Source organism: Nocardioides sp. AN3, assembly GCF_054653495.1.
Genome location: NZ_BAAIGC010000006.1, coordinates 209311 through 233848 on the forward strand (window position 1 = coordinate 209311; position 24538 = coordinate 233848).

At 71.5% G+C, this 24538-nt stretch carries 20 protein-coding genes; 9 read left to right on the forward strand and 11 right to left on the reverse strand.

Annotated features, from left to right (window positions below; genetic code table 11):
* Positions 1-75: 75 nt before the first annotated feature.
* A complete protein-coding gene (gene smc / locus ACYQ1K_RS09815; RefSeq protein ID WP_459982677.1) occupies positions 76-3627 on the reverse strand; it encodes a chromosome segregation protein SMC in 3552 nt (1183 codons plus the stop codon).
* Between the two features lie 199 nt (positions 3628-3826).
* On the opposite strand from smc, the gene ACYQ1K_RS09820 reads away from it, so the two are divergent.
* Positions 3827-5410 (forward strand): hypothetical protein, encoded by a 1584-nt coding sequence (locus tag ACYQ1K_RS09820; protein ID WP_459982678.1) that lies wholly within the window; start codon positions 3827-3829, stop codon positions 5408-5410.
* Between the two features lie 41 nt (positions 5411-5451).
* On the opposite strand, the gene ACYQ1K_RS09825 is transcribed toward ACYQ1K_RS09820, so the two are convergent.
* The 5 genes from ACYQ1K_RS09825 to ACYQ1K_RS09845 form a co-directional block, all read right to left on the reverse strand.
* A complete protein-coding gene (locus ACYQ1K_RS09825; RefSeq protein ID WP_459982680.1) occupies positions 5452-5649 on the reverse strand; it encodes a hypothetical protein in 198 nt (65 codons plus the stop codon).
* A 94-nt stretch (positions 5650-5743) separates the two neighbouring features.
* Positions 5744-6703: an Fpg/Nei family DNA glycosylase gene (locus tag ACYQ1K_RS09830; RefSeq protein WP_459982681.1), complete on the reverse strand. Its 960-nt coding sequence runs from the start codon at positions 6701-6703 to the stop codon at positions 5744-5746.
* Between the two features lie 10 nt (positions 6704-6713).
* Positions 6714-7442, reverse strand: coding sequence for a ribonuclease III (rnc, locus tag ACYQ1K_RS09835; RefSeq protein WP_459982771.1), 729 nt, complete (start codon positions 7440-7442; stop codon positions 6714-6716).
* A gap of 23 nt (positions 7443-7465) precedes the next feature.
* Positions 7466-7651, reverse strand: coding sequence for a 50S ribosomal protein L32 (rpmF, locus tag ACYQ1K_RS09840; RefSeq protein ID WP_081790257.1), 186 nt, complete (start codon positions 7649-7651; stop codon positions 7466-7468).
* Between the two features lie 158 nt (positions 7652-7809).
* Positions 7810-8361 carry a YceD family protein gene (locus tag ACYQ1K_RS09845; RefSeq protein ID WP_459982683.1) on the reverse strand — a complete coding sequence of 184 codons (552 nt, stop codon included), beginning with the start codon at positions 8359-8361 and terminating at the stop codon, positions 7810-7812.
* Between the two features lie 285 nt (positions 8362-8646).
* On the opposite strand from ACYQ1K_RS09845, the gene ACYQ1K_RS09850 reads away from it, so the two are divergent.
* The 3 genes from ACYQ1K_RS09850 (at position 8647) to ACYQ1K_RS09860 (ending at position 13772) form a co-directional block, all read left to right on the forward strand.
* A complete protein-coding gene (locus tag ACYQ1K_RS09850; protein WP_459982685.1) occupies positions 8647-11208 on the forward strand; it encodes a glycosyltransferase in 2562 nt (853 codons plus the stop codon).
* Positions 11205-12854 (forward strand): hypothetical protein, encoded by a 1650-nt coding sequence (locus ACYQ1K_RS09855; protein ID WP_459982686.1) that lies wholly within the window; start codon positions 11205-11207, stop codon positions 12852-12854. Before ACYQ1K_RS09850 ends, ACYQ1K_RS09855 begins: the two co-directional genes overlap by 4 nt.
* Before the next feature lie 111 nt (positions 12855-12965).
* Positions 12966-13772, forward strand: a complete 807-nt coding sequence (locus tag ACYQ1K_RS09860; RefSeq protein ID WP_459982687.1) for a class I SAM-dependent methyltransferase — start codon at positions 12966-12968, stop codon at positions 13770-13772.
* Here ACYQ1K_RS09860 and ACYQ1K_RS09865 read toward each other — a convergent pair.
* Entirely contained in the window at positions 13762-14949 is a 1188-nt protein-coding gene (locus tag ACYQ1K_RS09865; protein WP_459982688.1) for a glycosyltransferase family 4 protein, read from the reverse strand. The genes ACYQ1K_RS09860 and ACYQ1K_RS09865 overlap by 11 nt on opposite strands.
* Positions 14950-14973: 24 nt before the next feature.
* Here ACYQ1K_RS09865 and ACYQ1K_RS09870 point away from each other — a divergent pair, with 24 nt between their 5' ends.
* From ACYQ1K_RS09870 to ACYQ1K_RS09885, 4 genes are all read left to right on the forward strand, one after another.
* The gene (locus ACYQ1K_RS09870) at positions 14974-15867 is read left to right on the forward strand and encodes an NAD-dependent epimerase/dehydratase family protein (RefSeq protein ID WP_459982689.1); all 894 of its coding nucleotides are present in this window, start codon (positions 14974-14976) and stop codon (positions 15865-15867) included.
* Complete coding sequence (locus ACYQ1K_RS09875) at positions 15864-16817, forward strand: lysylphosphatidylglycerol synthase transmembrane domain-containing protein (protein ID WP_459982691.1); 954 nt, start codon at positions 15864-15866, stop codon at positions 16815-16817. Before ACYQ1K_RS09870 ends, ACYQ1K_RS09875 begins: the two co-directional genes overlap by 4 nt.
* An 82-nt stretch (positions 16818-16899) precedes the next feature.
* Complete coding sequence (locus tag ACYQ1K_RS09880; RefSeq protein WP_459982692.1) at positions 16900-17610, forward strand: class I SAM-dependent methyltransferase; 711 nt, start codon at positions 16900-16902, stop codon at positions 17608-17610.
* 139 nt (positions 17611-17749) lie between these two features.
* Positions 17750-18766 carry a glycosyltransferase family 2 protein gene (locus ACYQ1K_RS09885; protein ID WP_459982694.1) on the forward strand — a complete coding sequence of 339 codons (1017 nt, stop codon included), beginning with the start codon at positions 17750-17752 and terminating at the stop codon, positions 18764-18766.
* A 55-nt stretch (positions 18767-18821) separates the two neighbouring features.
* Here ACYQ1K_RS09885 and coaD read toward each other — a convergent pair whose 3' ends face one another.
* From coaD to ACYQ1K_RS09905, 4 genes are read right to left on the reverse strand one after another with little or no spacing between them, the layout of a single operon-like run.
* Positions 18822-19298: a pantetheine-phosphate adenylyltransferase gene (gene coaD / locus ACYQ1K_RS09890; RefSeq protein ID WP_459982696.1), complete on the reverse strand. Its 477-nt coding sequence runs from the start codon at positions 19296-19298 to the stop codon at positions 18822-18824.
* A gap of 28 nt (positions 19299-19326) precedes the next feature.
* On the reverse strand, positions 19327-19932 hold the full coding sequence (gene rsmD / locus ACYQ1K_RS09895) for a 16S rRNA (guanine(966)-N(2))-methyltransferase RsmD (RefSeq protein WP_459982698.1): 606 nt from the start codon (positions 19930-19932) through the stop codon (positions 19327-19329).
* Positions 19933-19978: 46 nt separating this feature from the next.
* Complete coding sequence (locus tag ACYQ1K_RS09900; RefSeq protein ID WP_459982701.1) at positions 19979-22222, reverse strand: ATP-dependent DNA helicase RecG; 2244 nt, start codon at positions 22220-22222, stop codon at positions 19979-19981.
* Positions 22223-22251: 29 nt separating this feature from the next.
* Positions 22252-23964, reverse strand: a complete 1713-nt coding sequence (locus tag ACYQ1K_RS09905) for a DAK2 domain-containing protein (protein ID WP_459982703.1) — start codon at positions 23962-23964, stop codon at positions 22252-22254.
* 202 nt (positions 23965-24166) lie between these two features.
* Between ACYQ1K_RS09905 and rpmB the strand changes: the two genes are divergently transcribed.
* Positions 24167-24352 (forward strand): 50S ribosomal protein L28, encoded by a 186-nt coding sequence (rpmB, locus tag ACYQ1K_RS09910; protein ID WP_091123134.1) that lies wholly within the window; start codon positions 24167-24169, stop codon positions 24350-24352.
* Positions 24353-24538: the final 186 nt, after the last annotated feature.

Consider the following 24538-nt stretch of genomic DNA (forward strand, 5'->3'; position numbering starts at 1 on the left):
GGTGCGTGTCCGAAGCCACCATGCCACAGGCAGGACGTTCGTCCTGCCATTGGCGGCGGCGTGGGACGCCGGGGCTCAGGCCGGCTCTGCCTCCCGAAGCCGCTGAGAGATCACCGTCGAGACGCCGTCGCCGCGCATCGTCACGCCGTACAGCGCGTCGCCGACCTCCATGGTCCGCTTCTGGTGGGTGATGACGAGCAGCTGCGAGCTCTCCCGGAGCTCCTCGTAGATCTCCAGGAGCCGTCCGAGGTTGGTGTCGTCGAGCGCCGCCTCGACCTCGTCCAGGATGTAGAACGGACTCGGCCGCGCCTTGAAGAGTGACACCAGGAAGGCCACCGCGACCAGCGACCGCTCGCCCCCAGAGAGCAGCGAGAGCCGCTTCACCTTCTTGCCCGGGGGACGCGCCTCCACCTCGACCCCCGTGCTGAGCATGTCGGACGGGTCGGTCAGGACGAGCCGCCCCTCGCCACCGGGGAAGAGCCGCGCGAAGACGTGGTCGAACGCCCTCTCGACGTCGGCGTAGGCCTCCGTAAAGACCTGCTCCACGCGCGCGTCGACCTCCTTGACGATGTCGAGCAGGTCGCGCCGCGTGTTGCGCAGGTCCTCGAGCTGCTCGGTGAGGAACTGGTGCCGCTCCTCCATCGCGGAGAACTCCTCGAGCGCCAACGGGTTGACCTTGCCGAGCATCGACAGTGCCCGCTCGGCCGCTCGCAGCCGCTTCTGCTGCTCCTCCCGCACGTAGGGCAGCGACTCCGGCGTGGAGCCGTCCTCACCGGACGGCACCACCGGCACCACCGGGACCGGCTGGTCGGGACCGTAGTCGCTCACCAGCGAGTCGGGGTCGAGGCCGAGCTCCGCGAGCGCCTTCTCCTCCAGCTGCTCGATCCGCATCCGCTGCTGGGTGCGCGCCACCTCGTCGCGGTGCACCGAGCTGACCAGCTCCTCGAGCTCGGCCCCCAGCTGACGCAACGTCGCCCGGACGCCGACCAGCTCCTGCTCCCGCCCGCCGCGGGCCTTCTCGACCGCTGTGCGGGCATCGGCCGCGAGCGCGATCGACGCCTCGAGCCGAAGCAGGACCCGCCCGACCGCGACGCCGACGGCCTCGGCCACCCGGCCCTCCCGCTGCAGCCGTGCGCGTCGCTCCGTCGCCTTGGCCCGTGCCTCGCGTTCGGACGCGGCCGCACGCAGCAGGCTGTCCGCGCGTCCGTGGATCGCCCGTGCCCGCTCCTCCGCGGTCCGCAGTGCCAGTCGAGCCTCCGTCTCCGCCTGGCGAGCCTCGCGCGCCGCCTCGGCCAGCTCGTCCCGGGTGTCGGTGGTCGGCTCCTCCTCGTCGCTCTCCTCAGCGTTCACGAGGCGCGCCTCAAGCTCGGCGAGGCCGGCGATCGCCTGCTCACGGGCTGCCAGGGCCTGCTCGATCGCCTGGCCGAGCCGGTCCGCCTCGCCGCGTGCGGCCCGAGCCTGGGCGCCGTACTGCCCGAGCTCCTCGGCGACGGCCGCCAACGTGGCATCGGACTCGTGCAGCTTGGCCAAGGCGACGTCGACCCGCTTCTGGGCGTCGAGACGCTCGGCCTCCAGCCGCGAGGCCTCGAACGTGAGCCTCTCCGAGGCGGCGACCGCCTCGGCGAGCTTGGTCGTGGCCTCGTCGACCGCAGCCTGGATCTCGATGAGGCTCTGCTGGGCCTGTGAGCCTCCGGAGGCGAAATGTGTGCCGAGGACGTCTCCGTCGCGCGTGACGGCCGTGACCTGGGGCTGCGCCGCGACAAGCGAGCGCGCCGCATCGAGGTCACCGACGACCGCCACCTTGTGCAGCAGCCGCGTGAGCGCCGCGCGCACCTGCTCCGGGCACTCGACGGTGTCGACGGCGTAGGTCGCCGCCGGATCCAGCTCGGGCCAGTCCCGGGGCTCGGCGGGCTCGCCGCCGACCAGCAGTCCGGCACGGCCGAGGTCCTCGGCCTTCAGCACGCCGATCGCCTCGACCGCCACGTCGGCAGTCTCGACGGCGACCGCGTCGGCCGCGCTGCCGAGGGCCGCCGCGACCGCGGTCTCATAGCCCGGCCGCACGCTGAGCACCGCGGCGACCGACCCGATCAGCCCCGAGATGCGGTCGGTGGCCGCGAGGAGGGCGCCGGCGCCGTCCTTGCGTGCGAGGCCGATCTCGAGCGCGTCCTTGCGCGCGCCGAGCGCCGTTCGGTCCCGATCCGCCTGCGCGGCCTCCTCGGCCAGCTTCGCGAGGCGCTCCTCGACGTCCTCGAGCGTCGCGGAGGCGGCCTCGTGCTCGGCGTCGAGACCCTCCTCACCCGCGTCGAGCCCGGCGACCTTCGTCTCGAGCGCCGTGAAGTCGCGCTGGGCACGGTCGGCGCGCGCGGTCGCCTCCTCGCGGGCAAGCGTGAGCCGGCCGACCTCCTCGTCAGCGGCAGCGGCGCGCGACCTCAGGGCGTTCACCTGACCGTGCAGGCGGGCCAATCCCTCGCGACGGTCGGCCGCCGCGCGCTGGAGCGCGGCGATCCGCCGGTCCTCCTCGGCGGCCGCGTCCTCGGCCGCCTTGCGGGAGTTCACCGCGGCCCCCAGCTCCGTGCGGCGGGTGTCGACCTCGGCGTCGGTCGCGCGCTCCTGCTCGCGGACCCGCTCGGCCTCAGCCTCCAGCTGCTCGGGGTCGCGGCCCGGCGCCACCTCGGGCACCGACGCGGCGTTGCGGACACGCTCCGCGGCGAGCGACTGAGTGCCGCGAAGCCGCTCCCGCAGCCCCGTGAGCGCGAACCACGTCTCCTGGGCCTCGGCCAGCGCGGGCAGGTCCTCGCGCAACGCGGCCTCGAGCGCGGCCTCGTGGTCGCGGGCGCCCGCCACTGCCTGCTCGACCTCGGTGCGCCGGGCGAGGAGCACCGACTCGTCGGCGAGCTCCTGCTCCAGGGCGGCGCGCGCGGTGACGAGGTCGTCGGCGAGCAACCGGGCCTTCGCGTCGCGGAGGTCCGCCTGGACGGTCTGCGCCTTGCGGGCGACCTCCGCCTGGCGACCGAGGGGCTTGAGCTGGCGACGGATCTCGGAGAGGAGATCGCTCAGCCGGGTGAGGTTCCCCTCAGTCGAGTCCAGCTTGCGCAGCGCCTTCTCCTTGCGCTTGCGGTGCTTGAGGACGCCCGCCGCCTCCTCGATGAACCCCCGACGCTCCTCCGGAGTCGCATGCAGGATCGTGTCCAGCTGGCCCTGGCCGACGATCACGTGCATCTCGCGGCCGATGCCCGAGTCGCTGAGCAGCTCCTGGACGTCGAGCAGCCGGCACGACTGGCCGTTGATCGCATACTCCGAGCCGCCCGACCGGAACATCGTGCGACTGATCGTCACCTCGGCATACTCGATCGGCAGCGCACCGTCGGAGTTGTCGATCGTGAGCAGCACCTCCGCGCGGCCCAACGGCGGACGGCCCGAGGTGCCCGCGAAGATGACGTCGTCCATCTTGCCGCCGCGCAGGCTCTTGGCGCTCGCCTCGCCCATCACCCAGGCGAGGGCGTCGACGACGTTCGACTTCCCGGAGCCGTTCGGCCCGACGATGCAGGTGATCCCGGGCTCCAGCTGGAGCGTCGTCGAGGACGCGAAGGACTTGAACCCCTTGAGGGTCAGGCTCTTCAGGTACACGCAGGCTCCCAATCGGTACGGCGGATGTCGCGCAGCACCCCCGGTCGAGCCGTCAGTGCGACGTCGAGCCAGAGTGCCGAAGCTGCTATGCAGGGGAAGCTCAGCTCCTGCCAGCCTACCGTCGGGCGCAGACGATCCAGGGGAACCTCACCCGGGCGTGCCCGCGAGTCGTGCCGGGGCATGTGGTTGTCTTGCGCCGGTGAGCACGAGCGCGACCCTGGCCAAGCCGCACGACCGGCCCCCGGGGGCACCCGGACTCCGGAAGGCCGTCCGCCTCGGCCTGGCAGGCGCCGCGCTGGCGTTCGCCGCGCTCGTGCTGCTCTGGATGATCACCGTCCCGGTCTTCCTCCCGACCGACGAGAACGGCCACGTGGCCTATGGCCTCGACGTTCTCCACGGGCACCTGCCTGTGATGGGCGAGCGCATGGACCGCCCCTTCGCAGCGGTCGGTCAGCACCGGCTGCGCATTTTCGTCGGCAATCACCCGCCGCTCTACTACGCCCTGACCGGTCCGATCGAGTGGCTCGGGCTGCACACCGGGCACCCGAGGCCGTTCCTGCTCCTCACCCGGCTGCTCGGCGCCGTGCTGTCGGTCGTCACCATCGGGCTGGTCGCACGGATCGCGGCCGACGTGACGGCGGCCGCCCGCCCGCAGGCGCGCGCGATGGCCGTGATCGGGGCCGCGGGCCTGACGGCGACCCTGGCCCCGATGGTGCAGTCCTCCGGCACGATCAACAACGACCCGCTCATGGTCGTGCTCATGACCGCCACGTTGGCCGTCCTGGCGGCCGCCGTGCGCCGAGGGCTGTCGTGGGCGAGCACGGTGGTCCTCGCCGTGCTGACCACGCTCGGCATGCTGACGCGGGTCTCCTTCCTCCCCATCGGGCTGCTGACGGTCGGAGCCGTCGTGGCGCTCACCCTCTGGCCGCGGCAGGAGCTGGGCCGGCCCGCCGCGCGGACCATCCTCGTGGCACTCCTGCGCGCCGCCCTGGTCACGGCCGCGATGGTGGCCGGTTCGGGTTGGTTCTACGCCCTCAACCAGCAGCGCTACGGCAGCATCTCGGGCGGCCTGGAGGGCGGCGGCGCGCGGCGGGCGCTGACGCCCGGCGCCGGGCACGGCCTGCTGCACTTCCTCCTCAGCCCCGGGGCGTACTGGGCGCAGGCGCTCCAGCTCGGCGGCGCCAAGGGCAACGCTCCGGGCCTGGCCCATCCGGCCATGTTGAGTGTGGTCATCGGCGGGCTCGTGGTGGCCAGCGGAGTCGTAGCCTTCGTGCTCGCCACCATCGCCGCCGCGGTCTCGCGCCGAGGCCAGCGCGCCGATCGACTGCTCGATCGGGCCGGGTGGTGGATGTTGGGCGCCCTCCTGCTGACCACCGTGGCCGCCTTCGCCGAGGTCGGGCAGCACGCGAACGGGCACGGGTGGCCCAACATCCGCTACATGCTTCCCGGACTGCTCGGCTGGTCGGTCGGCGTCAGCCTCCTGCTGGTTCGGGTCGGACGACGCCTTGGAGCCTGCCTGCTCTTCGCCCTCATGACCCTCGGTGCCGTCGCGTCGGTGTCCATGACGGTGCAGGTCACGATCGTGCACGACAAGCCGAACCACGTCTGGTCCGGGCTGATCGGCTCCGGATGGTGGGACGCGCTGAGCACGCGGATAGGCGAGCTCGGGCTGCCGGCGCCGCAGGCGGTGCTGGCCGCCGTTCTCGCCCTCGTGATCGTCGGACTCACGATGGTGGGCGCAGCCCTCCTCGCGGTGGCGAGAGCTTCCGCCACCGTGGAGTGAGCGCTACGACTGAATGGGCACGGCCAGACGCCGCGCCTACGTCAGGCGGGCTGCATATCGTGGATCGAAGACTCCAGCAGCTCGGTGTGCGCCGCCACCAACGTGTCGTTCTCGCTCTTCAGCGAGAGGACGAGCTGCTCGAGCTCCTGCACGCGCGCACGCAGCCGAGCATTCTCGGCAGTCAGGTGGTGCGGCGTCCGCAGGTCGCTGTGCATGTAGCCGATCAGCGCCTTGGCCATGAGGAACGTTCCTTCGTTGGATCACGGATTGGATCACGGGTCGGCCCGCAGGGTCTCGGGCCGTCTACCAGCGTCCCACCGATGCTCATCCGGGTCAAACCCTCACCGCAGGCCTCCTGAGCCGTGGGGCGGGTTGACATACGGGACAGAAGTACGACGACCGGTTCATGAACGCGATCCGCCGCATGAGAGCGCCGCAGCGACGGCACGGCAGGTCCTCGCGGCCGTAGGCGTTGAGCGACCGGTCGAAGTAGCCGGACTCCCCGTTCACGTTCACATACAGAGCGTCGAAGGACGTGCCACCTTGGGCCAGCGCATCGGCCATCACGTCACGGACATGCCCCAGCAGCTCGCGCAGGACGGGGCCGGTCAGCCGGTTGCCGGGACGCTCACCGTGCAGCCGTGTGCGCCACAGTGCCTCGTCGGCGTAGATGTTGCCGACGCCGGAGATGACGGTCTGGTCGAGGAGCAGCCGCTTGATGCCGCTCGAGGAGCGTCTGACGCGGCGCACGAATGCCTCGGCGTCGAACTCCGGGTCGATCGGGTCCCGCGCGATGTGCGCGATCTCCGGGGGCAGCTCTGCGCCTGCAGCGCTGACCGCGAGGCCACCGAACATGCGCTGGTCGACGAACCGCAGCTCGCGGGTCTCGATACGCTCGCTGGCGCTCGCTACTCGACCAGCGGGCCCTTCGCCGGTCGAGGAGCCGGAGCCGCTGGGCGGAGGCGTATCGAGACCAGCGGGCACCTCGAGAGCGAAGCGGACCCGCAGGTGGCGCTCGGCCGGGGCGTCGGGCGGCTGCACGAGGAGCTGGCCGCTCATCCCGAGGTGACCGAGGATCGCGTTGCCGTCGTCGAGTGGGAGCCAGAGGTACTTGCCGCGCCGCCGGGCAGCGGTGATCGTCCGGCCGCGCACCTCGGCGACGAAGCCGGTCGGCCCGGTCGGGTGGCGGCGAACGGGGCGTGGGTGCAGCACCTCCACGTCGGCGATCGTGGCGCTGACGACGTGGCGCTCGAGGCCGGCTCGGACGACCTCGACCTCGGGAAGCTCCGGCACGTCGGAATCCCTAGCCGGCGGGCGGCGCGGCGTCGAGGGCGGCGTCGACGGCCGCATCGAGCTCGCCGTACGCCGTCTCCGCGGCGGCCTGCTCGGCCTCCTTCTTCGACCGGCCGACGCCGTTGCCGTAGAGCTGGTCGCCGACCCGCACCTGGGCGGTGAAGGTCTTCATGTGGTCGGGACCCTCGTCGGCGATGACGTACTCCGGGACGCCGAGACCGCGCTCCGCGGCGAGCTCCTGCAGGGAGGTCTTCCAGTCCAGCCCGGCGCCGAGCGCCGAGGCCGCGTCGATGAGCGGGTCGAAGAGCCGGTGCACGAGGGCCGAGGAGGACTCGATGCCACCGGAGAGATGGACCGCGCCGATGACCGCCTCGACGGTGTCGGAGACGATCGACGCCTTCTGGCGGCCGCCCGTGGCCTCCTCGCCGCGGCCCAGCTTGACGTGGTCGCCGAGACCGATCGCGCGGCCGACCTCGGCCAGCGCGCGGGCGTTGACGACGGCGGCACGGAGCTTGGCGAGCCGGCCCTCGGAGAGGTCGGGGTGCTTGAGATACAGCGTCTCGGTCACCACGACGCCGAGCACCGAGTCACCGAGGAACTCGAGGCGCTCGTTGGTCGGCAGTCCGCCGTTCTCGTAGGCATACGAGCGGTGGGTGAGTGCACGTTCGAGGAGCTCGGGGTCCAGCGTGGGATCCCCGAGCGCCTCGCGCAGCTCGGGATAGTCCGTATCGGCGGTCAGGGGACGCCCTTACGAATCAGAGGTCAGAGGACCTGGCGACGGTCGGCACGGGCGCCGTACTGACCGCACTCGCCGCAGGCGCGGTGGGGCAGGTGCTTGGCGCCGCACGCCGGGTTGGCGCACGTGACCAGGGTCGGCGCGACGGCCTTCCAGGCCGAGCGACGGTGACGCGTGTTGCTGCGCGACATCTTCCGCTTCGGGACAGCCACTTTTCTCTCCTCTAACTGCGTACGAAAGTCGTCTGCCCGACCACCGCGACAGCGCCGCGGGTCAGGCAACCGGGCAATCCTAGGCGACCCGGAGGCCGCAGCGTTATTCCTGAGTCGCCCGACGGGCACTCAGCGGGTCACCGAGGGATCGCCCACGATCACTCGGGGCCGTCGGACAGGCCGGCCAGGCCCGCCCAACGGGGGTCGATCGGCGCCTCGTGGGTGTGGTCGGGGTCGTCGGCGAGCCGGGCGCCGCACTCCGGGCACAGACCAGGGCAGTCCTCCGAGCACAGCGGCTGGAAGGGCAGCGCCAGGACGACGGCGTCGCGCAGCACCGGCTCGAGGTCGAGCAGGTCTGCGTCGAGCACGCTCACGTCCTCGCCCTCCTCGAGCGAGGCCGCGTCTCGGGTGTCGTCGTAGAGGTAGAGCTCCTGGAACGAGACGTCGACCTCGTCGGTCAGCGGCTCCAGGCAGCGCACGCACTCGCCCTCGAGGGCCGCGTGCGCCTCTCCGGTGACCAGGACGCCGTCCATCACGGCCTCGAGGCGCAGGTCGAGCTCGAGCGGCGAGCCGGCGGGCACCGCCAGCACCTCGATGCCGAGGTCGGCCGGAGCAGGGACGGTACGGGTGAGCTCGCGCTGGGAGCCGGCCCGGCGGCCGAGCTCCCGGGTGTCGAGCACCAGTGGTGCTCGGGGGTCCAGGCTGGACACTTCGATCACTTCCGACGAGGAGGCTTCGGGCGGGCTGACAAGCCTAGACCGTGGCAGTGAACGGGGACAAAAGCGCTGGCACGCGTGGGCGTGGAGCGCCGGTGCGACGGTCCGGCGAGGCCGGATCCGGCGTCTGCTGCCGTTACGATTCGGAGGTCAAGGATCTAGTCGACGTGCAGAAATGAGTTGCCGAGAGTGTCACCTTCGCCGGACGGATCCAGCCTGGCGCGTCGGGTCGCCCGCCGCCTCCGCCGACGTCTCCCCCGCCGACCCCTGGGCGCCGGCGTGGCGACGAGCGGCGAGGCGTTCGAGGAGCGGCTGCGAGGCATGCGCACGCTCTTCAGCCCCCGGTGGTACCTGGCGAACGGCGGTCGCCTGAGCTCGACGCCGGGGCCGATGCCGGCCCTGCGCGACTACGTCGAGCGCGGTCACCTGCTCCAGCTCCCACCGCACCCGTTGTTCGACCCGATCTGGTATCGCCAGCAGGCGGGCAGGCTGCCAGCGCGCATGACGCCGCTCGAGCACTACCTCTCGGTCGGCGCCTCTGCCGGGCTCAGCCCGCACCCGCTCTTCGATGCCGCATCGCCGGCGGCCAAGGCCGCGCCGGCGGGGGTGAACCCTGCGGTCCACTACCTGCGGTCGCCGCAGACGTGGCATCTCGCCCCGAACGACCTCTTCTCCGGCCGCTACTACCTGCGCCGCAACAAGGAGGTCGCGCGCCGGGGCGCGCACCCGCTGATCCACTACATCCGGCGCGGCGACCTCGAGAACTTCCGGCCCCACCGCCTCTTCGACCCGGCGTCCTACCGCAAGCTCGCGGACGTGCCGCGCGGGACGAACGCGCTCGCGCACTATCTGGCGAACCGCGACCACCGCTTCACCGAGTCGGTCGCCGACATCGCGTTCGCCGAGCACGCCACGCCGAGGGTCTCCATCGTCGTGCCCGTCTACGGCAAGTGGGACTACACCCGCGAGTGCCTGCGTGCTCTGTCCGCACTGAGGACGGCCACCACCTTCGAGGTCGTGGTCGTCGACGACGCCTCGCCCGACGACAGCGGGGTGCGGCTGGCCTCGATCCCCGGGCTCCGAGTCGTGACGCACACGACGAACACGGGGTACGTCGGCGCCTGCAACTCCGGCATCGAGGCGGCTCGCGGTGAGCTCGTCGTCCTGCTCAACAACGACACGCGGGTCGCCGCTGACTGGCTCGACCCGCTCGTCGACCGCATGGCGGATCCGACGATCGGGCTCGTCGGCTCCAAGCTCATCTACCCGAGCGGGCTGCTGCAGGAGGCCGGCGGCATCATCTACTCCGACGGCTCCGGGCGGAACTACGGCAAGTTCGAAGGGGCGCTCGACCCCCAGTACAACTACACCCGCGACGTCGACTACTGCTCGGGTGCCTCGATCATGCTGCGCGCCACCGACCTGCGGCGGATCGGGGGGCTGAGCGAGGAGCTCGCGCCGGCGTACTACGACGACACCGACCTGGCCTTCGCTGTCCGGGCGCAGGGACTCCGGGTCGTCTATGAGCCTCGGTCGGTCGTCGTACACGACGAGGGCATCTCGCACGGCACCGACGAGTCACAGGGCATCAAGGCCTACCAGGTCGTGAACCGTGAGAAGTTCGTCGAGAAGTGGCGCGACGCGCTCGTGCGCCACTACCCCAACGACCCGTCCGTCGTGGCCAAGGCCGCTCGCCGCCTCCAGGGCAAGGACATCGTGGTCGTCGTCGACCACTTCGTGCCGCGGCCCGACGACGACTCCGGGTCGGTGCGGATGATGGCGATGCTGCGCGAGCTGCGCGCCCAGGGCCACGCCGTCATCTTCGTGCCGCACAATCGTGGCAAGAGCGCCGAATACGGCGAGGCGCTGCAGGCGATGGGCGTCGAGGTGCTCCACGACCACCGGAAGCTCAGCACGTTCCTGGCACCGCTGCGTGGGCAGGTGGCGGCCGTCATCCTGTCCCGCTACCGGACCGCCTTGGCCCACATCGAGGACATCCGCTGGGCCCTGCCTGACACGCCGGTCATCTTCGACACCGTCGACCTGCACTTCCTGCGGGGCGAGCGCGAGTCGGAGCTGCTCGTCGACGGGCCGCCGCCTGCGTTCGTGAAGACCGTGCGAGAGCTGGAGCTGACGATGATCCGCACGTGCGACACGACGCTCGTCGTCTCCCCCGTCGAGCAGACCCTGCTGGGTGAGATCGTGCCCGGGGCCGACGTACGCGTCATCTCGAACGTGCACCCGCGGCTCCACCACATCGCGGCCGTCCCGACCGGGCGCGCCGGGCTCCTCTTCGTCGGCAGCTTCACGCACACGCCGAACACCGACGCCGTGAAGTGGTTCGTCACCGACGTGTTGCCGATCCTCCACCGCACCCACCCCGGCCTTCCAGTGCGCGTCGTCGGCCGCGACCCTGACCCGGAGCTGGTCGAGGCGGCTCCGGCCGGGGTCGAGTACCTCGGTTGGGTCGAGGACCTCGAGCCGGTCTACGCCCAGGCCCGCGTCTCGATCGCGCCGCTGCGCTACGGCGCGGGTGTGAAGGGCAAGATCGGAGAGGCGATCTCGCACGGCCTGCCGGTCGTGACGACCCCCGTCGGAGCCGAGGGCATGGGCCTGGAGAGTGGCGTCAACTCGCTCGTCGGGAACGACGCGGACGAGTTCGCGCGCCACGTCCTCGCCCTGCTCGGCGACGACGAGCTGTGGTCGGCACTGTCGAAGGAGGGGCAGGAGCACATCGACCGTACGCTGGGAGAGCAGCGCTTCGCCGCCGACCTCGCAGCGCTGATCCCGAGCCTGGAGGTCGACGCCGAGCGCGTGGGTGCTCCCGGAGAGACGACATGACCCAGACCCTGACCACCGAGGCCGCCGCCCCGGAGCGCGATGCGCGCCTGCGGCGACTGGTCGGCGACCGCCCGGTGCCGCGCGTGCTGGCCGTCCTCGGGGTCCTCGTGCCGCTGGTCGTCATCACCTGGTACGCCGCCCGCTCGGCCGTCGTCTTCGACGGCGCGATGAACCTGCAGGTCGCGCGCAACGTGGCGGACGGGGCCGGCTACCGATGGGACTACGGCACGCGGGAGCTCTTCCCGGCCGCGATCCAGACGAGTGGCCTCTACATCTTCGTGGCGGCCGCCTTCATCAAGGTGCTCGGGACGAGCAACCTCGCCCTGCAGGCCGCCAACCTCCTCTTCCTGGCGGTGCTCTCCGTCGCCGTGAGCGTGGGGCTGCGGCACTGGACGGTGCTGCGGGCCGTCGGCCCCTCGATCGTCCTGATCGGCGTGCCGGGCGCCCTCGGCTCGGGCCTCGGCGGCTACGGCGAGATGGCGATCGCGGCGCTCGCACTCGCCAGCTTCGTGCTCCTCGACCTGGCGGCCACGACCGGTCGCCGTCCGGCGCTGCTGACGGCCGGCGCCGCCTTCCTCATCGGTCTCGCTCTCACCGTCAAGGTGGTCGCCGCCATGGCGCTGCCGGTGCTGCTGCTGGGCGCCGTCCTCGTCGCCCTGCTGCGACGGCACGAGACGCGGTGGTGGCGCCTCGTCCTGGCCCTGCTTGCGGTCCTGCCACCGTTGGTGCTCTTCGAGCTCTACCGGCTCGCCTCGCTGAAGGGCGACTACCTGACCTGGTGGCACGACCAGTTCAGCGCGATCGGCTACCAGGCGGGCGTCGACAAGTCCTCCAGCGTGCCGGACAAGCACGGCATCGCGAAGATGGCCGAGCACCTGCACATCCTCGCCCAGAACGTCCGGGTGCCCGCCGAGGCGTTGGGCCCGCTGCTGGTCCTCCCGTTCCTCGCGCTCGCGGTCTTCCTCGTGGTGCGGCGTACGTCGCTGCTGGGGCGCCTGCGCGACCGCGGCGTCGTCCTCCTCGTCCTGATGTCGGTCTACGCCGGCGGGTACGTCGTGTGGTGGCTGGCGCTGACACCGACGGAGAAGGCCTGGCTGCGCCGGCTCGCCGTCGGCCTGGTCGCCCTCGCGGTGGCCTGCCTCCTGCTCGTCGGCATCGTCATCGACCGCCTGCGCGCCCGCGCGGGCGAGGGGCGGGTCTCGCGAGGCGCTGCCTGGGTGGCCGCCGTCGCGACCCTGGCCACCGTGGTGCTGGGCCTCTTCGCGATCGAGCCGACGGCGCGCGCGTTCGTCGACGATGCGCGAGGCAGCCAGGGCCCGACCACGTTGGCTGCCGCGGAGGACGCCGGACACGAGGCGAGCCACCTGGCCCGCAGCGGAGCGACGCTCTACGGCATCGGCTGGTGGTCGTCCCCTGCCGTGAGCCTCTACGGCGACGTGCCGATCAAGGACCTCAGCGCCGGCGTTCCTCCCTGCTCGCTGCGCAACAAGAACGCCTACCTCGTGTGGGACTACTACGCCATCAACATCGTCAAGCCCGAGCCCCGCATGCGCGGCTTCCGGTTCACGCGGATGGTGAAGGACAGCAACAGCTACGCCAGCATCTTCCGCATCGAGCCCGGGCCCAACGTGCACTGCGCGCGCTGACGATCGAGCCGTCGCCGGTCCGCCAGAACCACCCGCCACCGTCCTCCACCCCTGTCAGGCCAGCCAGTAGCCTGGCATCGCTCCACACGGCTACGGGTGACGAGGAGAGGCATGAGCACGACGCGGGAGAAGCAGCTGGCGTACTCCGAGCTGCAGGACAAGATGCTCGAAGAGGGCGTCCGCCGGAAGAAGGCTGCGAAGATCCTCGCGGTCCTGCGACACTTCCTCGGCCGCCAGGATCTGGACGGCCTCGTCGCCCTCGACCTCGGCTGCTCGACGGGGTTCATCAGCGACGAGCTGCGCAACGCCGGCGCCCAGGTCATCGGCGTGGACATCGACGTGCCGGGCCTGGCCGCCGCCCACTCGCGGTTCGGCTCGGCGATCGGCTTCACGTGCGCCGACGGCGAGAGACTGCCGCTGCCCGACCGATCCGTCGACGTGATCGTCTTCAACCACATCTACGAGCACGTCGTGGACGCCGACGCGGTGATGGACGAGATCCGGCGGGTGCTCAAGGACGACGGGGTGGCCTACTTCGGCTTCGCGAACAAGCTCGGCGTCGTCGAGCCGCACTACAAGCTGCCGTTCCTGTCGTGGCTCCCGCAGGGCCTCGCGGACCGCTACATCTCCAAGGCCGGCAAGGCCGACCACTACTACGAGCGGTTCCGCACCCGGCCGGGACTCAAGCGGATGGCAGCCGGCCTCAACATCTGGGACTACACCTACCCGGTCCTCACCGACTCCGAGACGTTCCAGTCCAACGACATGGTGCCGGCCCGCCTGGCGAACGCCCCCCTGGCCTTCTGGAAGGCCCTCGCACCCATCCAGCCGACCTACATCTGGGTCGGCACCCGCTCGTCGAGGGCCCCCGCGGGCCCCGCCACCAAGGTCGCGCCGAAGCGCGTCGTCAGCGCGTGAGAGCCCCGCGGGACGTCAGCACGCCCTGCAGCAGCTCGACATAGCGCTCTCCCACACGCTCCACCGAGAACGACTCGGCACGCTCGGCGGCGGCCGCACCCAGGCGCCGCACCCGGTCGCGGTCGGAGTCGAGCTCGCGCAGGCAGGAGGCCAGGGCCTCCACGTCGCGGCTGGGCACCAGCAGACCGCTCACCCCGTCGACGACGGCCTCGTTCAGGCCGGGCAGGTCGGAGGCCACGATGGCGCAGCCGGAGCCCATCGCCTCCAGCATCGCCACGGGCAGACCGTCCTTGTCTCCCGAGGCGGCCGCCACGGAGGGCACGATGACGACGTCGGCCTCGGCATACGCGCGAGCGAGGTCGGCGCGACCGAGCTGTCCCACGAAGGTCACGTCGACACCTGTCGCCCGACGCTCCATCTCGGCGCGGAGCGGTCCGTCGCCGACGACGGTCAGCGAGGCTTTGACGTCGAGAGCGTGCAGAGCCGCGAGCAGGACGTCGAGCCCCTTCTTCTCGACCATCCGGCCGACGAAGAGCAGGCGCAGCGTCGCCTCGGCACCGCGAGGTCGCGCGGCGCTCGCGCGGAAGGCCGCCAGGTCGGCGCCCATCGGCGAGACCCGGACGTCGCGGCCGCCGAGCCCACGCACGAGGTCGGCCATCTCCTCGTTCATCACCGTGACCGCCCGGGAGCCGCGCACCACGCGACTCTTGAGCCTCTGCAGGAGGCCGGCGCGAAGCGCGTAGAGGTCACCGCCGAGCGTCGTGACGACGCGGGGCACCCGGGGTGCGACCAGGCTGAGCACGAGACCTTGCGGGATGATCCAGTGCGCGTGCACGACGTCGGGCTGGAACTCACGGACCGCTCGCCTGACCGCTCTCATCTCGGCGAGGAAGAACGGCAGCACCTGCAGCCACCGGCTGCGACGGGCACGGAGGTTCTCGATGATCGCGCCTTGGGCGAGATCCTCCCAGCGGCGCGGGAAGTAGGCAAAGCGCCGGACCGTGAGGGATCCTGTCGTCTCGGTCCGCGCCGCCCCGGCCACCCGCGGCACCACCACCAGCGTCTCGAACGCCTCGGCCTCACGCAGCGCCAGGTCGCGCACGAAGGCCGGGGTGCCGTCGCCCGGCACGCCCGGGTACGTCGACGCGAGGACGAGGAGGCGTGGGTTACGGTTCATCGTCCGTCGCAGAACTGGAGGAACATGCCCGCATCATCTCAGACGCCCGAGGCCGTGGTCGTCGGAGCCACCGGCTTCATCGGCGGTGCGCTCGCGGCGCGGCTCGACGATCTGGGCACGCCTGTCCTGCGTGCCGGCAGGCGCGAGATGGCGAAGGGATCGGCGGCGCTGGACCGGATCGCCGCCGCGGACACCGTCTACTGGGCGGCCTCCTCCATCAACCCGAAGATCGCCGCCGAGTCGCCGGAGCTCGTCGCCGCGGACCGGCAGTCGTTCGGCGACTTCCTCGACGCCCTCGACGAGCGCGGGAGCACCGCGCGGGTGGTCTTCTTCAGCTCCGGCGGCACGGTCTACGGCGCCGCGCAGCCGCCGTTCTCCGAGGCGACCGAGCCGCACCCCACAACGGCGTACGGCGAGGCCAAGCTGGCCCTCGAGCAGATGCTGCTCGAGCGGCGGGCCCCCGGGGTCGCCGTACGCATCGCGAACGCCTACGGCCCCGGCCAGCACCCCGCTCCCGGGCAGGGCGTGATCGGGCACTGGCTGCGGGCGCTCGCACGCCACGAGCCGATCGCGGTGTACGGCGACGTCGCCGCCGCTCGGGACTACCTCTTCATCGACGACCTCGTCGATGCGCTGGTGCGCCTGCCGTCCGTCGAGGCGCTGCCGCCGGTCGTCAACCTGGGCTCGGGACACCCGACGACGCTCGCGGAGATCCTCGAGGTCATCGAGTCGGTCAGCCGCGAGCATGCGGCTGACGTCCAGCACTCTCCGGCCCGCAGCTTCGATCTCGAGCGGGTCTGGCTGGACACGACGCTGGCACAGGAGGTCCTCGGTTGGCGCCCGGCCGTCGAGCTCGCGGACGGGGTCCAGGCGATGTGGGAGTGGGTCCTCTCCGGCGTTGCGAGCGCGGAGCGATGACGGTGACCGAGGCCGTCCGCCCCATGCGCCGCGACTCCCTGGCTCGCCGGCTCGTCAAGTACGGCGTCGCCCTGGTCGCCGTCGGCCTGCTGGCGGTGACGATCTGGACGCAGCGGGAGAGCTTCGCGCAGAGCCTGCGCAACCTCGGCTGGCGCGACCTCGTGCTCGCCGGCGTCGCGGGTGCCGCAGCCCTCGGCGCCGCCGGGATGACGTGGCGCGCGAGCATGATCGCCGTCGCTCCGGGCCACGTGCTGCCGCTGCGCGAGTCGGCGCGGGTCTACTTCGTCTCCCAGATCGGCAAGTACATCCCGGGCAGCGTCTGGCCGATGCTGATGCAGATGGAGCTCACCCGCAGGCACGGGCTCTCCAAGACGGCCAACGCGGCGGGCATGCTCGTCGCGATGCTCGTCGGCATCGTCACCAGCGGGCTCATCGGTGTGGGTGCCCTCGTGCTCGTGAACCGCGACGCCCTGCAGACCTACTGGTTCGTCCTGCTCGTGCTTCCGCTCGGCCTGTTCATGCTCAAGCCGACCATCCTGTCGCGCACCGTCATGCTCCTGGCCAAGCTGCTGCGCAAGGACGTGCGGCTCGACCCGCCCGAGTCGAAGCACCTGCTGCTGGCGGCGGCCTGGTCGATGGTGTCGTGGCTGCTCTTCGGCGTGCATGCCTGGATCATCGCGAAGGACATCGCGGCCAGCGGCGACGTCCCGTTCGGGCAGGCGCTCGGAGCGTTCGCGCTGGCGTGGCTCGTCGGCTTCCTCGTCGTGATCTCTCCGGCAGGCGTGGGCGCCCGCGAAGGCGTGCTGGTCGTCGCCTTCAGCGGGTCCCTGACCACCGCCGAGGGGCTGGCGTTCGCCGTGGTCAGCCGGGTGGTCCTGACCGCCGTCGACGCGCTGGCCGCCCTCGTCGGCACCCTCCTGCGCCCCCATCCCGGCGCAGACGACGCCTGAGCCGGTCGTCGGCGCTGGGTATATTCCAGCGCGGACTCGATCGCGGTTGCCGCGACACTTCGAGAATGGAAGAGAGCAGGACATGGGTCTCAAGCAGGTGCGAGCGCAGATCGACAAGGATCTCGGGAGCTCCGCGGATCGCCAGTTCTTCTCCCCGGTGGTCTACAGCCAGTATCAGGTGACGCTGCCGCTCATCCGGGCCAAGGCCCACGGCCGCTTCATCGACCTGGGCTGCGGTGAGATGCCCTACCGCCCCTTCGTCGAGTCGCAGACCGACGAATACCACACCTTCGACATCGAGGAGCGCACCGCCGGCGTCACCTATGTCGGCGACATCCAGTCGATGCCGCAGGTGCCGAGCGGCTACTACGACACGGCCGTCTCCCTGGAGGTCTTCGAGCACGTGCCCGACCCGCGCGCGGCCGCCTCGGAGGTCTTCCGCGTCCTGCGGCCCAACGGCACCTTCATCATGTCCGTGCCTCACATGAGCCGTCTCCACGAGGAGCCCTACGACTTCTTCCGCTACACCAAGTACGGCGTCCGCCGCATCCTCGAGGACGCCGGCTTCACCGACGTCGAGATCACCAAGCGCGGCGGCCTGCTGACCTTCGTCGGCCACCAGCTCTCGACGGCGATCCTCACGCTGACGTGGCCGATCCCCGTCGTGCGCCGGCTGGGCTGGGAGATCAACAAGTGGCTGGTGACCCGCCTCGCGTACGGCCTCGACAGCCGCCTCGACGGCAAGGGCCTGTTCGCGATGGGCTACACGGCCGTCGCCCGCAAGCCTGCCTGAGCGCAGTCCCTGCTGCCGCGCGTCTGCGCCCGAGCGGTGCCCGAGCGCGCGGCGCGCGGCTCGTTGGCTTCGTCCCAGGTCCCGGCCCGCCTAGAATCGGCAGGTCCCCCGCCGCCTGTGCGAGCCAGATGAGGTCCCCGTGAAGCTAGTCGTCCAGATCCCGTGCCTGAACGAGGAGGAGACCCTTCCGGCGGTGCTCGAGAGCATCCCGAAGGCGATCCCGGGCATCGACGAGATCGTCATCCTCATCGTCGACGACGGCTGCAGCGACCGCACCGTCGAGGTCGCGCGCGCCCACGGCGTCACCGAGTTCGTGCACCACGTCCGCAACCAGGGTCTCGGCCGCTCGTTCCACGACGGGGTGGTCCGCGCCCTCGAGCTCGGCGCGGACATCGTCGTGAACACCGACGGCGACAACCAGTATCCCCAGGAGCGCATCACCGACCTGGTCCAGCCGATCATCCGACGCCAGGCCGACATCGTCATCGCCGACCGGCAGGTTCACCTGGTCGAGCACTTCTCGCCGCTGAAGAAGGCCCTGCAGAAGGCGGGCAGCGGCGTGGTCAACCGCGCCGCCGGCACCAAGCTCCCCGACGCGGCGAGCGGCTTCCGAGCCTACTCGCGCGAGAGCCTCATGCTGCTCAACACGATCACGCGGTTCAGCTACTGCATGGAGACGATCATCCAGGCGGGCAACAAGAACATGCGGATCGTCAGCATCCCGGTGGTCACGAACCCGAAGACGCGCGAGTCGCGGCTGTTCAAGTCGATGCCGGAGCACATCGCGAAGTCCGGTGCGGCGATCGTGCGCTCGTTCATGATGTACAAGCCGTATGTCATCTTCGCCTGGCTGACCGCGATCTTCGGCGTGCTGGGGGCGATCCCGTTCGTGCGCTACGGCATCCTCTGGCTCGACGACTCCGAGGGCGGGCACCTGCAGTCGCTGCTGCTCGGCGCGCTGCTGCTCATCATGGCGTTCATGAGCCTCATGCTCGGGGTCATCTCCGACCTGATCCGCACCAACCGGATCCTCATCGAGGACAACCTCGAGCACACCAAGAAGATGCGCTTCGGCAAGTCCGGCACCGAGCTGCTGCTCGACCAGACCTCCCAGCCCGACTTCGACCTGCCGCGCAGCCACCCGAGCTCGGTCTGACGCTCCTCGGGTGCGTGCCTGCGCCCAGTCCTGCGGGCCTGAGCCGACGCCTCGGTCAGCGGGCGAGCTTCTCCTTCATCCGGTCGGCGACGAAGGCCGGCACGAAAGCGGAGATGTCGCCGCCGAAGCCGGCCACCTCCTTGATGAGGCTGGAGGAGACGAACGCGTTGCCGGTGGCGCCCGGCAGGAAGACCGTCTCGATCCCGGTGAGGTGGACGTTCATCTGAGCCATGGGCAGCTCGTACTCATAGTCGGTCGCGCCGCGCAGGCCCTTGACGATCGCGATCGCGCCGATCTCGCGGCAGAAGTCCACGATCAGCCCGGAGAACCCGGCGACCCGCACGTTGTCCCACGGCTCGACCGCCTCCTCGAGCATGGCCAGACGCTCCTCCGGGCCGAACATGCGGCTCTTCGACACGTTGACCCCTGTCGCGACGACCACCTCGTCGAAGAGGCCGGCCGCGCGGCCGATGATGTCGAGGTGACCGTTGGTCACCGGGTCGAAGGAACCGGGACACACGGCACGACGCATGGCGGACAGACTAGATGACCACGTGTGGTCAGTCCGCCTCGGCGAACCACAGGCGGGTCTCGCCGTACTTCTTCTCCCGCAGCCGGCTCACCCCGGCCGGCCAGGTCGGCTCGGGGCTGCGCGACGCCCGCTCGACCACGAGGAGGGCGCCGGGCGCCAGCCAGCCGTTGGAGGCGAGCAGGAGCAGGTCGCGGGCGAGAGCCTCCTCGTCCATCGGGTACGGCGGGTCGCTGAAGACCACGTCGTACGCCGTCCGCGGGTGCCCGACGAGCACGGAGTGAACCGACGCGGCCACGACGTCGGCGCCACCGAACCCGAGCGTGCGTGCGTTCGACGCGACCAGCGCGGCCGTGCGGCGGTCGGACTCGACGAGCGTGACGGAGGCGGCGCCGCGCGACCAGGCCTCGAGCCCGATCGCCCCCGACCCGGCGTACAGGTCCAGGACCCGCAGGCCGTGCAGCGAGCCGGTGGTGCCTGAGGAGGTCGCGAGGGACGAGCGACCGTCTCGGAGGGCCCAGGACTCGAGCGCTGAGAAGAGCGCCTCGCGGACCCGGTCGCTCGTCGGGCGCGTCTGGTCGCCCTTCGGCGTCGCGATGCGCCGGCCGCCGGCGGCGCCGCCGATGATCCGCGTCATGCGCGTCGCTCGGCGGCCAGGCTGCGGGGCCGGGACGCCCGCGCGGTCACGAGCGCTCCAGGAACTGTGCGCTCTCGGTCTGCTCGACCTCGGCAACCAACGCCTTCAGCCGGGGCGCCGTGGCGAGGTCGGGGTCGGCGTCGAGCAGGGTGACGGCGGCCGAGCGGGCCTCGACGATGGTCTGCTCATCACGCAGGACGCGGAGGTTCTGCAGGCTCGAGAAGCGACCCGACTGCGAGGCGCCGAGGATGTCGCCCTCGCGGCGCAGCTCCAGGTCGACGTGGCTCAGCGCGAAGCCGTCGTTGGAGCCGGCCACGGCCTCGAGCCGCTTCAGGGCCGGCGAGAGGAAGCCGGCACGGGTCAGCAGCAGGCACAGCCCCGGGTGGCCACCGCGCCCGATCCGTCCGCGGAGCTGGTGGAGCTGGGAGACGCCGAATCGGTCGGCGTCGAGGATCACCATGACGGTGGCGTTCGCGACGTCGACGCCGACCTCGATCACCGTGGTGGAGACCATGACGTCGATGTCGCCGGCGGCGAAGGCGAGCATGGTGCGCTCCTTCTCCTCCGGCGGGAGCTTGCCGTGCAGGACGGCGACGCGGAGGCCGGCGAGAGGACCGGCGGTGAGGTCGGCGGCGATGTCCACGACGGAGGCCAACGCCTCGGCGCCACCCCGTGAGACCAGCAGGTAGCCGTCCTCGTCCAGGTCGACGGCGTCCCGCTCGCCCTGCTCGGACTCGTTGCCGCTGATCCGCGGAGCGACCACGAACGCCTGGTGGCCCTTCTCGACCTCCTCACGCACCCGCTCCCACACGCGGGTCTGCCAGCTCGGGTGCTCGGAGAGCGAGACCAGCGAGGTCTGGATCGGCGCGCGCCCCGCCGGCAGCTCGGTCAGGGTCGAGACCTCGAGGTCGCCGAAGACCGTCATCGCGACGGTGCGCGGGATGGGCGTCGCCGTCATGACGAGCACGTGCGGCGGAGTGCCCGCCTTGTCGGTGAGCGCGGCTCGTTGCTCGACGCCGAAGCGGTGCTGCTCGTCGACGACGACGAGGCCCAGGTCGAAGAACTGCACCTGATCCTCCAGCAGGGCGTGGGTGCCGATCACGATGCCCGACTCGCCCGTCGCGAGCCGGCTGAGCGGCTCGGTGCGCTGCGTCTTCGTCATCGAGCCCGTCAGCAGCTCCACCCCGGTCCCGTCGCCGAAGAGCCCGCCGCCGGCCAGGTCGCCCAGCATGGCGGTGATCGAGCGGAAGTGCTGTTGGGCCAAGACCTCGGTCGGGGCGAGGAGGGCGGCCTGCCCTCCGGAGTCGACGACGCGCAGCATCGCCCGGAGCGCGACGAGGGTCTTCCCGGACCCGACCTCGCCCTGGAGCAGCCGGTTCATCGGGTGCGGCTGGGCGAGGTCGCGCTCGATCTGATCCCCCACCGCCCGCTGGCCGGCCGTCAGGGTGAACGGAAGGCGCTCGTCGAACCGCGCCAGGAGGTCGCCGTCGCCGCCACTGCGCGGCACCGCACCGATCGTCCGGGCGAACTGTCGACGCCGCGCGAGCACCGTCTGCAGCACGAGCGCCTCCTCGAAGCGGAAGCGCCTCTGCGCGGCCTTGACCTGCGCCCAGTCCTCCGGAGCGTGGATCCAGTCGAAGGCCTGGCGGACGCCCGGCACGTCGTACGCCGAGCGGATGCTCTCCGGGATGACCTCCGGGATCTCGTCGACCACTGCGCGCGCGAACCGCACGGCTCGCATCACCTCCCACGACACGAGACCGGCCGTCAGGGGGTAGATCGGGAAGAGGTCGGTGAGCTCCTCGACGGTCATCATCGCCTCGGAGGCCTCGGTGTCGTCGCCGGTCTCGGCGTCGCCGAAGAGGACCAGCTGGGGGTTCGTGAGCTGCCAGGTGTCACGGAAGCGGCCGACCTTGCCCATGAACACCCCGCGCGTGCCTCGGCTCAGGCGCCGCTGCTGCCAGCTGGTGACGCGGGGGTTCTTCGCGAAGAACGTCATCTGCAGCCGCGGGCCGTCGGTGCGCAGCGTCGCCTCCAGCCGGGCCGCACGCCGGCGGGTGCGCCGGTCGGTGTACTCCTTCACCTCGCTGTGGACGATCTCGCCGATCACCGTGACGTAGTCGCCCTCCTCCAGCGTCTCGACCTTCGTGAGGTCGGCGGTGTTGAGATAGCGGCGCGGGAAGTGGGTGAGCAGGTCGCCGACGGTGCGCAACCCGAGGCCCTTGGTGAACTTCTCGGCCTTCTTGTTGGCGCCCAGCACGGCGGCGACCGGGGAGTCGAGGGTGATCACGACGGCTCTGGCTCTTTCTGTTGAGGCTGTCACTCGACGGAGACGAGGAGCGGGTAGCGGTCCTGACCTCCGTCGTACACCATCACGTCGACAGTCGGATGACGCTCCTCGACCCAGGCGGCGCACCGGCGGGCCAGATCTCGAGCATCGCCGTCGGCTCCCGCGACGATCGTCACCATCTCGCCACCGGCTCCCAGCAGGCGGCCGAGCACGTCGGCCCCCACGGCCGCGGGGTCGTCGCCGACGACCACGAAGTCACCGTCCACGACGCCCAGCACGTCGCCGATCTCACATGGGCCGGCCATCGTCATCGCCCGCTTGACGGCGATCGTGACGGCCCCGTGGCGGGCGTGCCGGGCGGTGGCGGTCATCTCGAGGACGTCGCCGTCGAAGGTGCGGCCGGGCTCGTGCACCGCCATCGCCGCCAGCCCCTGCACCTGGGCGTGGCTCGGGATCACCGCCACGCGGATGCCGTCGTCGGTCTCGGCCGTGCGGGCGGCGACGGCAGCGGCACGGACCGTGTCGTGGTCGTTGGGCAGGATCACGACCTCGGCGGCGTTGCTGCGCCGGATGGCCTCCAGCAGCTCCCCCGTGGACGGCCGGCGGCCGGGGGCGCCGTCCACGACGACCGCACCCGCTTCCTCGAACAGCTCCCGCAGACCGGGGCCCGCGGCGACCGCCACGACGCGCCGGCCGGTGCGCACCGGCGTCGGGTGCTCCGGCCCGACGGTCGGGTGCTCCGGCCCGAAGTGCGTGACGCGCACGCGGTAGGGCCGCCCGGCCTCGATGCCGGCCTCGAGGGCGGCGCCCGCGTCGTCGACGTGGACGTGCACGTTCCACAGGGTGTCCGACCCGGTGACCACGAGGGACTCCCCCAGCGCGGCGAGACGCTCCCGGAGGGTGGCGACGGCCTCGGGCGTGGCCTCCAGGAGATACATCACCTCGAACGCCGGCCCCGCCGGGCACGCGGTCCCCCCGGTCTGCTGGGTCGGGATCGTGTGGTGCGGACCGGTCGTCGGCGCGACGGGACTGGGGCGGCGGCCGGTGAGGGCGGTCTCGGCCGCATCCAGGATCGCGGTCAGCCCACGACCGCCGGCGTCGACGACGCCCGCGTCGCGCAGGACGGGCAGCTGCTCCGGCGTGCGTGCGAGCGCCTCGCGAGCCGCCGCAGCCGCCGCACACAGCACCTCCCCGGTCCGAGCGCCGCCCCTCCGCGCCACGGCGATCGCCGCGTCGCTCGCAGCCCGGGAGACGGTGAGGATGGTGCCTTCGACGGGGTCGCCGACAGCGGCATACGACGCCTCCGTCGCCTCGACGAGCGCTTCCGCCACGACCACTGCGGTCGGCTCCCCGGACGGCCGCGCGAGCCGGCGGGCGACCGCGCCCAGCATCTCGGCCAGGATGACGCCCGAGTTGCCGCGCGCGCCCAGCAGGGCGCCGCGGGCGAACGCCTCCAGGGCCGCGTCACGTGGCGTGGGGGGCGGTGCCGGCTGCTGGCCGGCCTGCTGCGGGGCCTGCTGCGGGGCCTGCTGCCCGGCCTCGTTGCGAGCCTCGGCCCGGGCCTCCTGAAGCGCATCGCGGGCAGCCGACAGCGTGAGGAACATGTTGGTCCCCGTGTCACCGTCCGGCACCGGGTAGACGTTGAGTGCGTCGATCTCCTCGCGCGCAAGGCCGAGGGCGTCGGTCGCCAGGTCGGCGAAACGGGAGACGACGGCAAGGTCGAGCGGTCGCGACGTCGCCATGCCTCCTCCTCGCCGTCCGGGTAGCCTGGGTGTCGTCACAGGCTAGTGCGCCGCCCCGACATCGCTCGACAGCCTCGCGCCTGACACCGCGCAGGCTGTGGATTTCTTCGGATCGGTGGCTCTGGGATATTCTCCTTCGGTTGCCTGGCGCGACTCGCCGGTGACGACTGACCTAGCAACGAATCACTTTCAGGAGTTCACGGTGGCTGCCGTCTGCGACATCTGCGCCAAGAAGCCGGGCTTCGGCAACAACCGGCCGTGGTCCCGCAAGATCACGAAGCGTCGCTTCGACCCCAACATCCAGCGGGTCCGCGCCGTCATCAACGGCACGCCGAAGCGCCTCAACGTCTGCACCGGCTGCCTCAAGGCCGGCAAGGTCACCCGCTAGTCATCGCACGCAGGCCCCGTCCGCGCCCCCCGGGTGCGGACGGGGCCTTCTGCTTGCTCCCGGTCCGCCGGCGCTGCAGCTGCATGTTCATCGAGGTATGCAGACGAGTCATCACCTGCCGGGTGGAATTCCGGACGGGAAGTGCTCCTTCGTCTGCATACCTCGACGAATGTGCAGTGGGCCACC

What these genes read in the sequence shown, in the direction of transcription:
- ACYQ1K_RS09825 (WP_459982680.1), bottom strand. Translation starts at nt 5,649, where the DNA reads ATGGCCAAGGCGCTGATCGGCTACATGCACAGCGACCTGCGGACGCCG.
- ACYQ1K_RS09870 (WP_459982689.1), top strand. Translation starts at nt 14,974, where the DNA reads ATGCCCGCATCATCTCAGACGCCCGAGGCCGTGGTCGTCGGAGCCACC.
- ACYQ1K_RS09865 (WP_459982688.1), bottom strand. Translation starts at nt 14,949, where the DNA reads ATGAACCGTAACCCACGCCTCCTCGTCCTCGCGTCGACGTACCCGGGC.
- coaD (WP_459982696.1), bottom strand. Translation starts at nt 19,298, where the DNA reads ATGCGTCGTGCCGTGTGTCCCGGTTCCTTCGACCCGGTGACCAACGGT.
- ACYQ1K_RS09855 (WP_459982686.1), top strand. Translation starts at nt 11,205, where the DNA reads ATGACCCAGACCCTGACCACCGAGGCCGCCGCCCCGGAGCGCGATGCG.
- ACYQ1K_RS09875 (WP_459982691.1), top strand. Translation starts at nt 15,864, where the DNA reads ATGACGGTGACCGAGGCCGTCCGCCCCATGCGCCGCGACTCCCTGGCT.
- ACYQ1K_RS09905 (WP_459982703.1), bottom strand. Translation starts at nt 23,964, where the DNA reads ATGGCGACGTCGCGACCGCTCGACCTTGCCGTCGTCTCCCGTTTCGCC.
- ACYQ1K_RS09880 (WP_459982692.1), top strand. Translation starts at nt 16,900, where the DNA reads ATGGGTCTCAAGCAGGTGCGAGCGCAGATCGACAAGGATCTCGGGAGC.
- ACYQ1K_RS09860 (WP_459982687.1), top strand. Translation starts at nt 12,966, where the DNA reads ATGAGCACGACGCGGGAGAAGCAGCTGGCGTACTCCGAGCTGCAGGAC.
- rsmD (WP_459982698.1), bottom strand. Translation starts at nt 19,932, where the DNA reads ATGACGCGGATCATCGGCGGCGCCGCCGGCGGCCGGCGCATCGCGACG.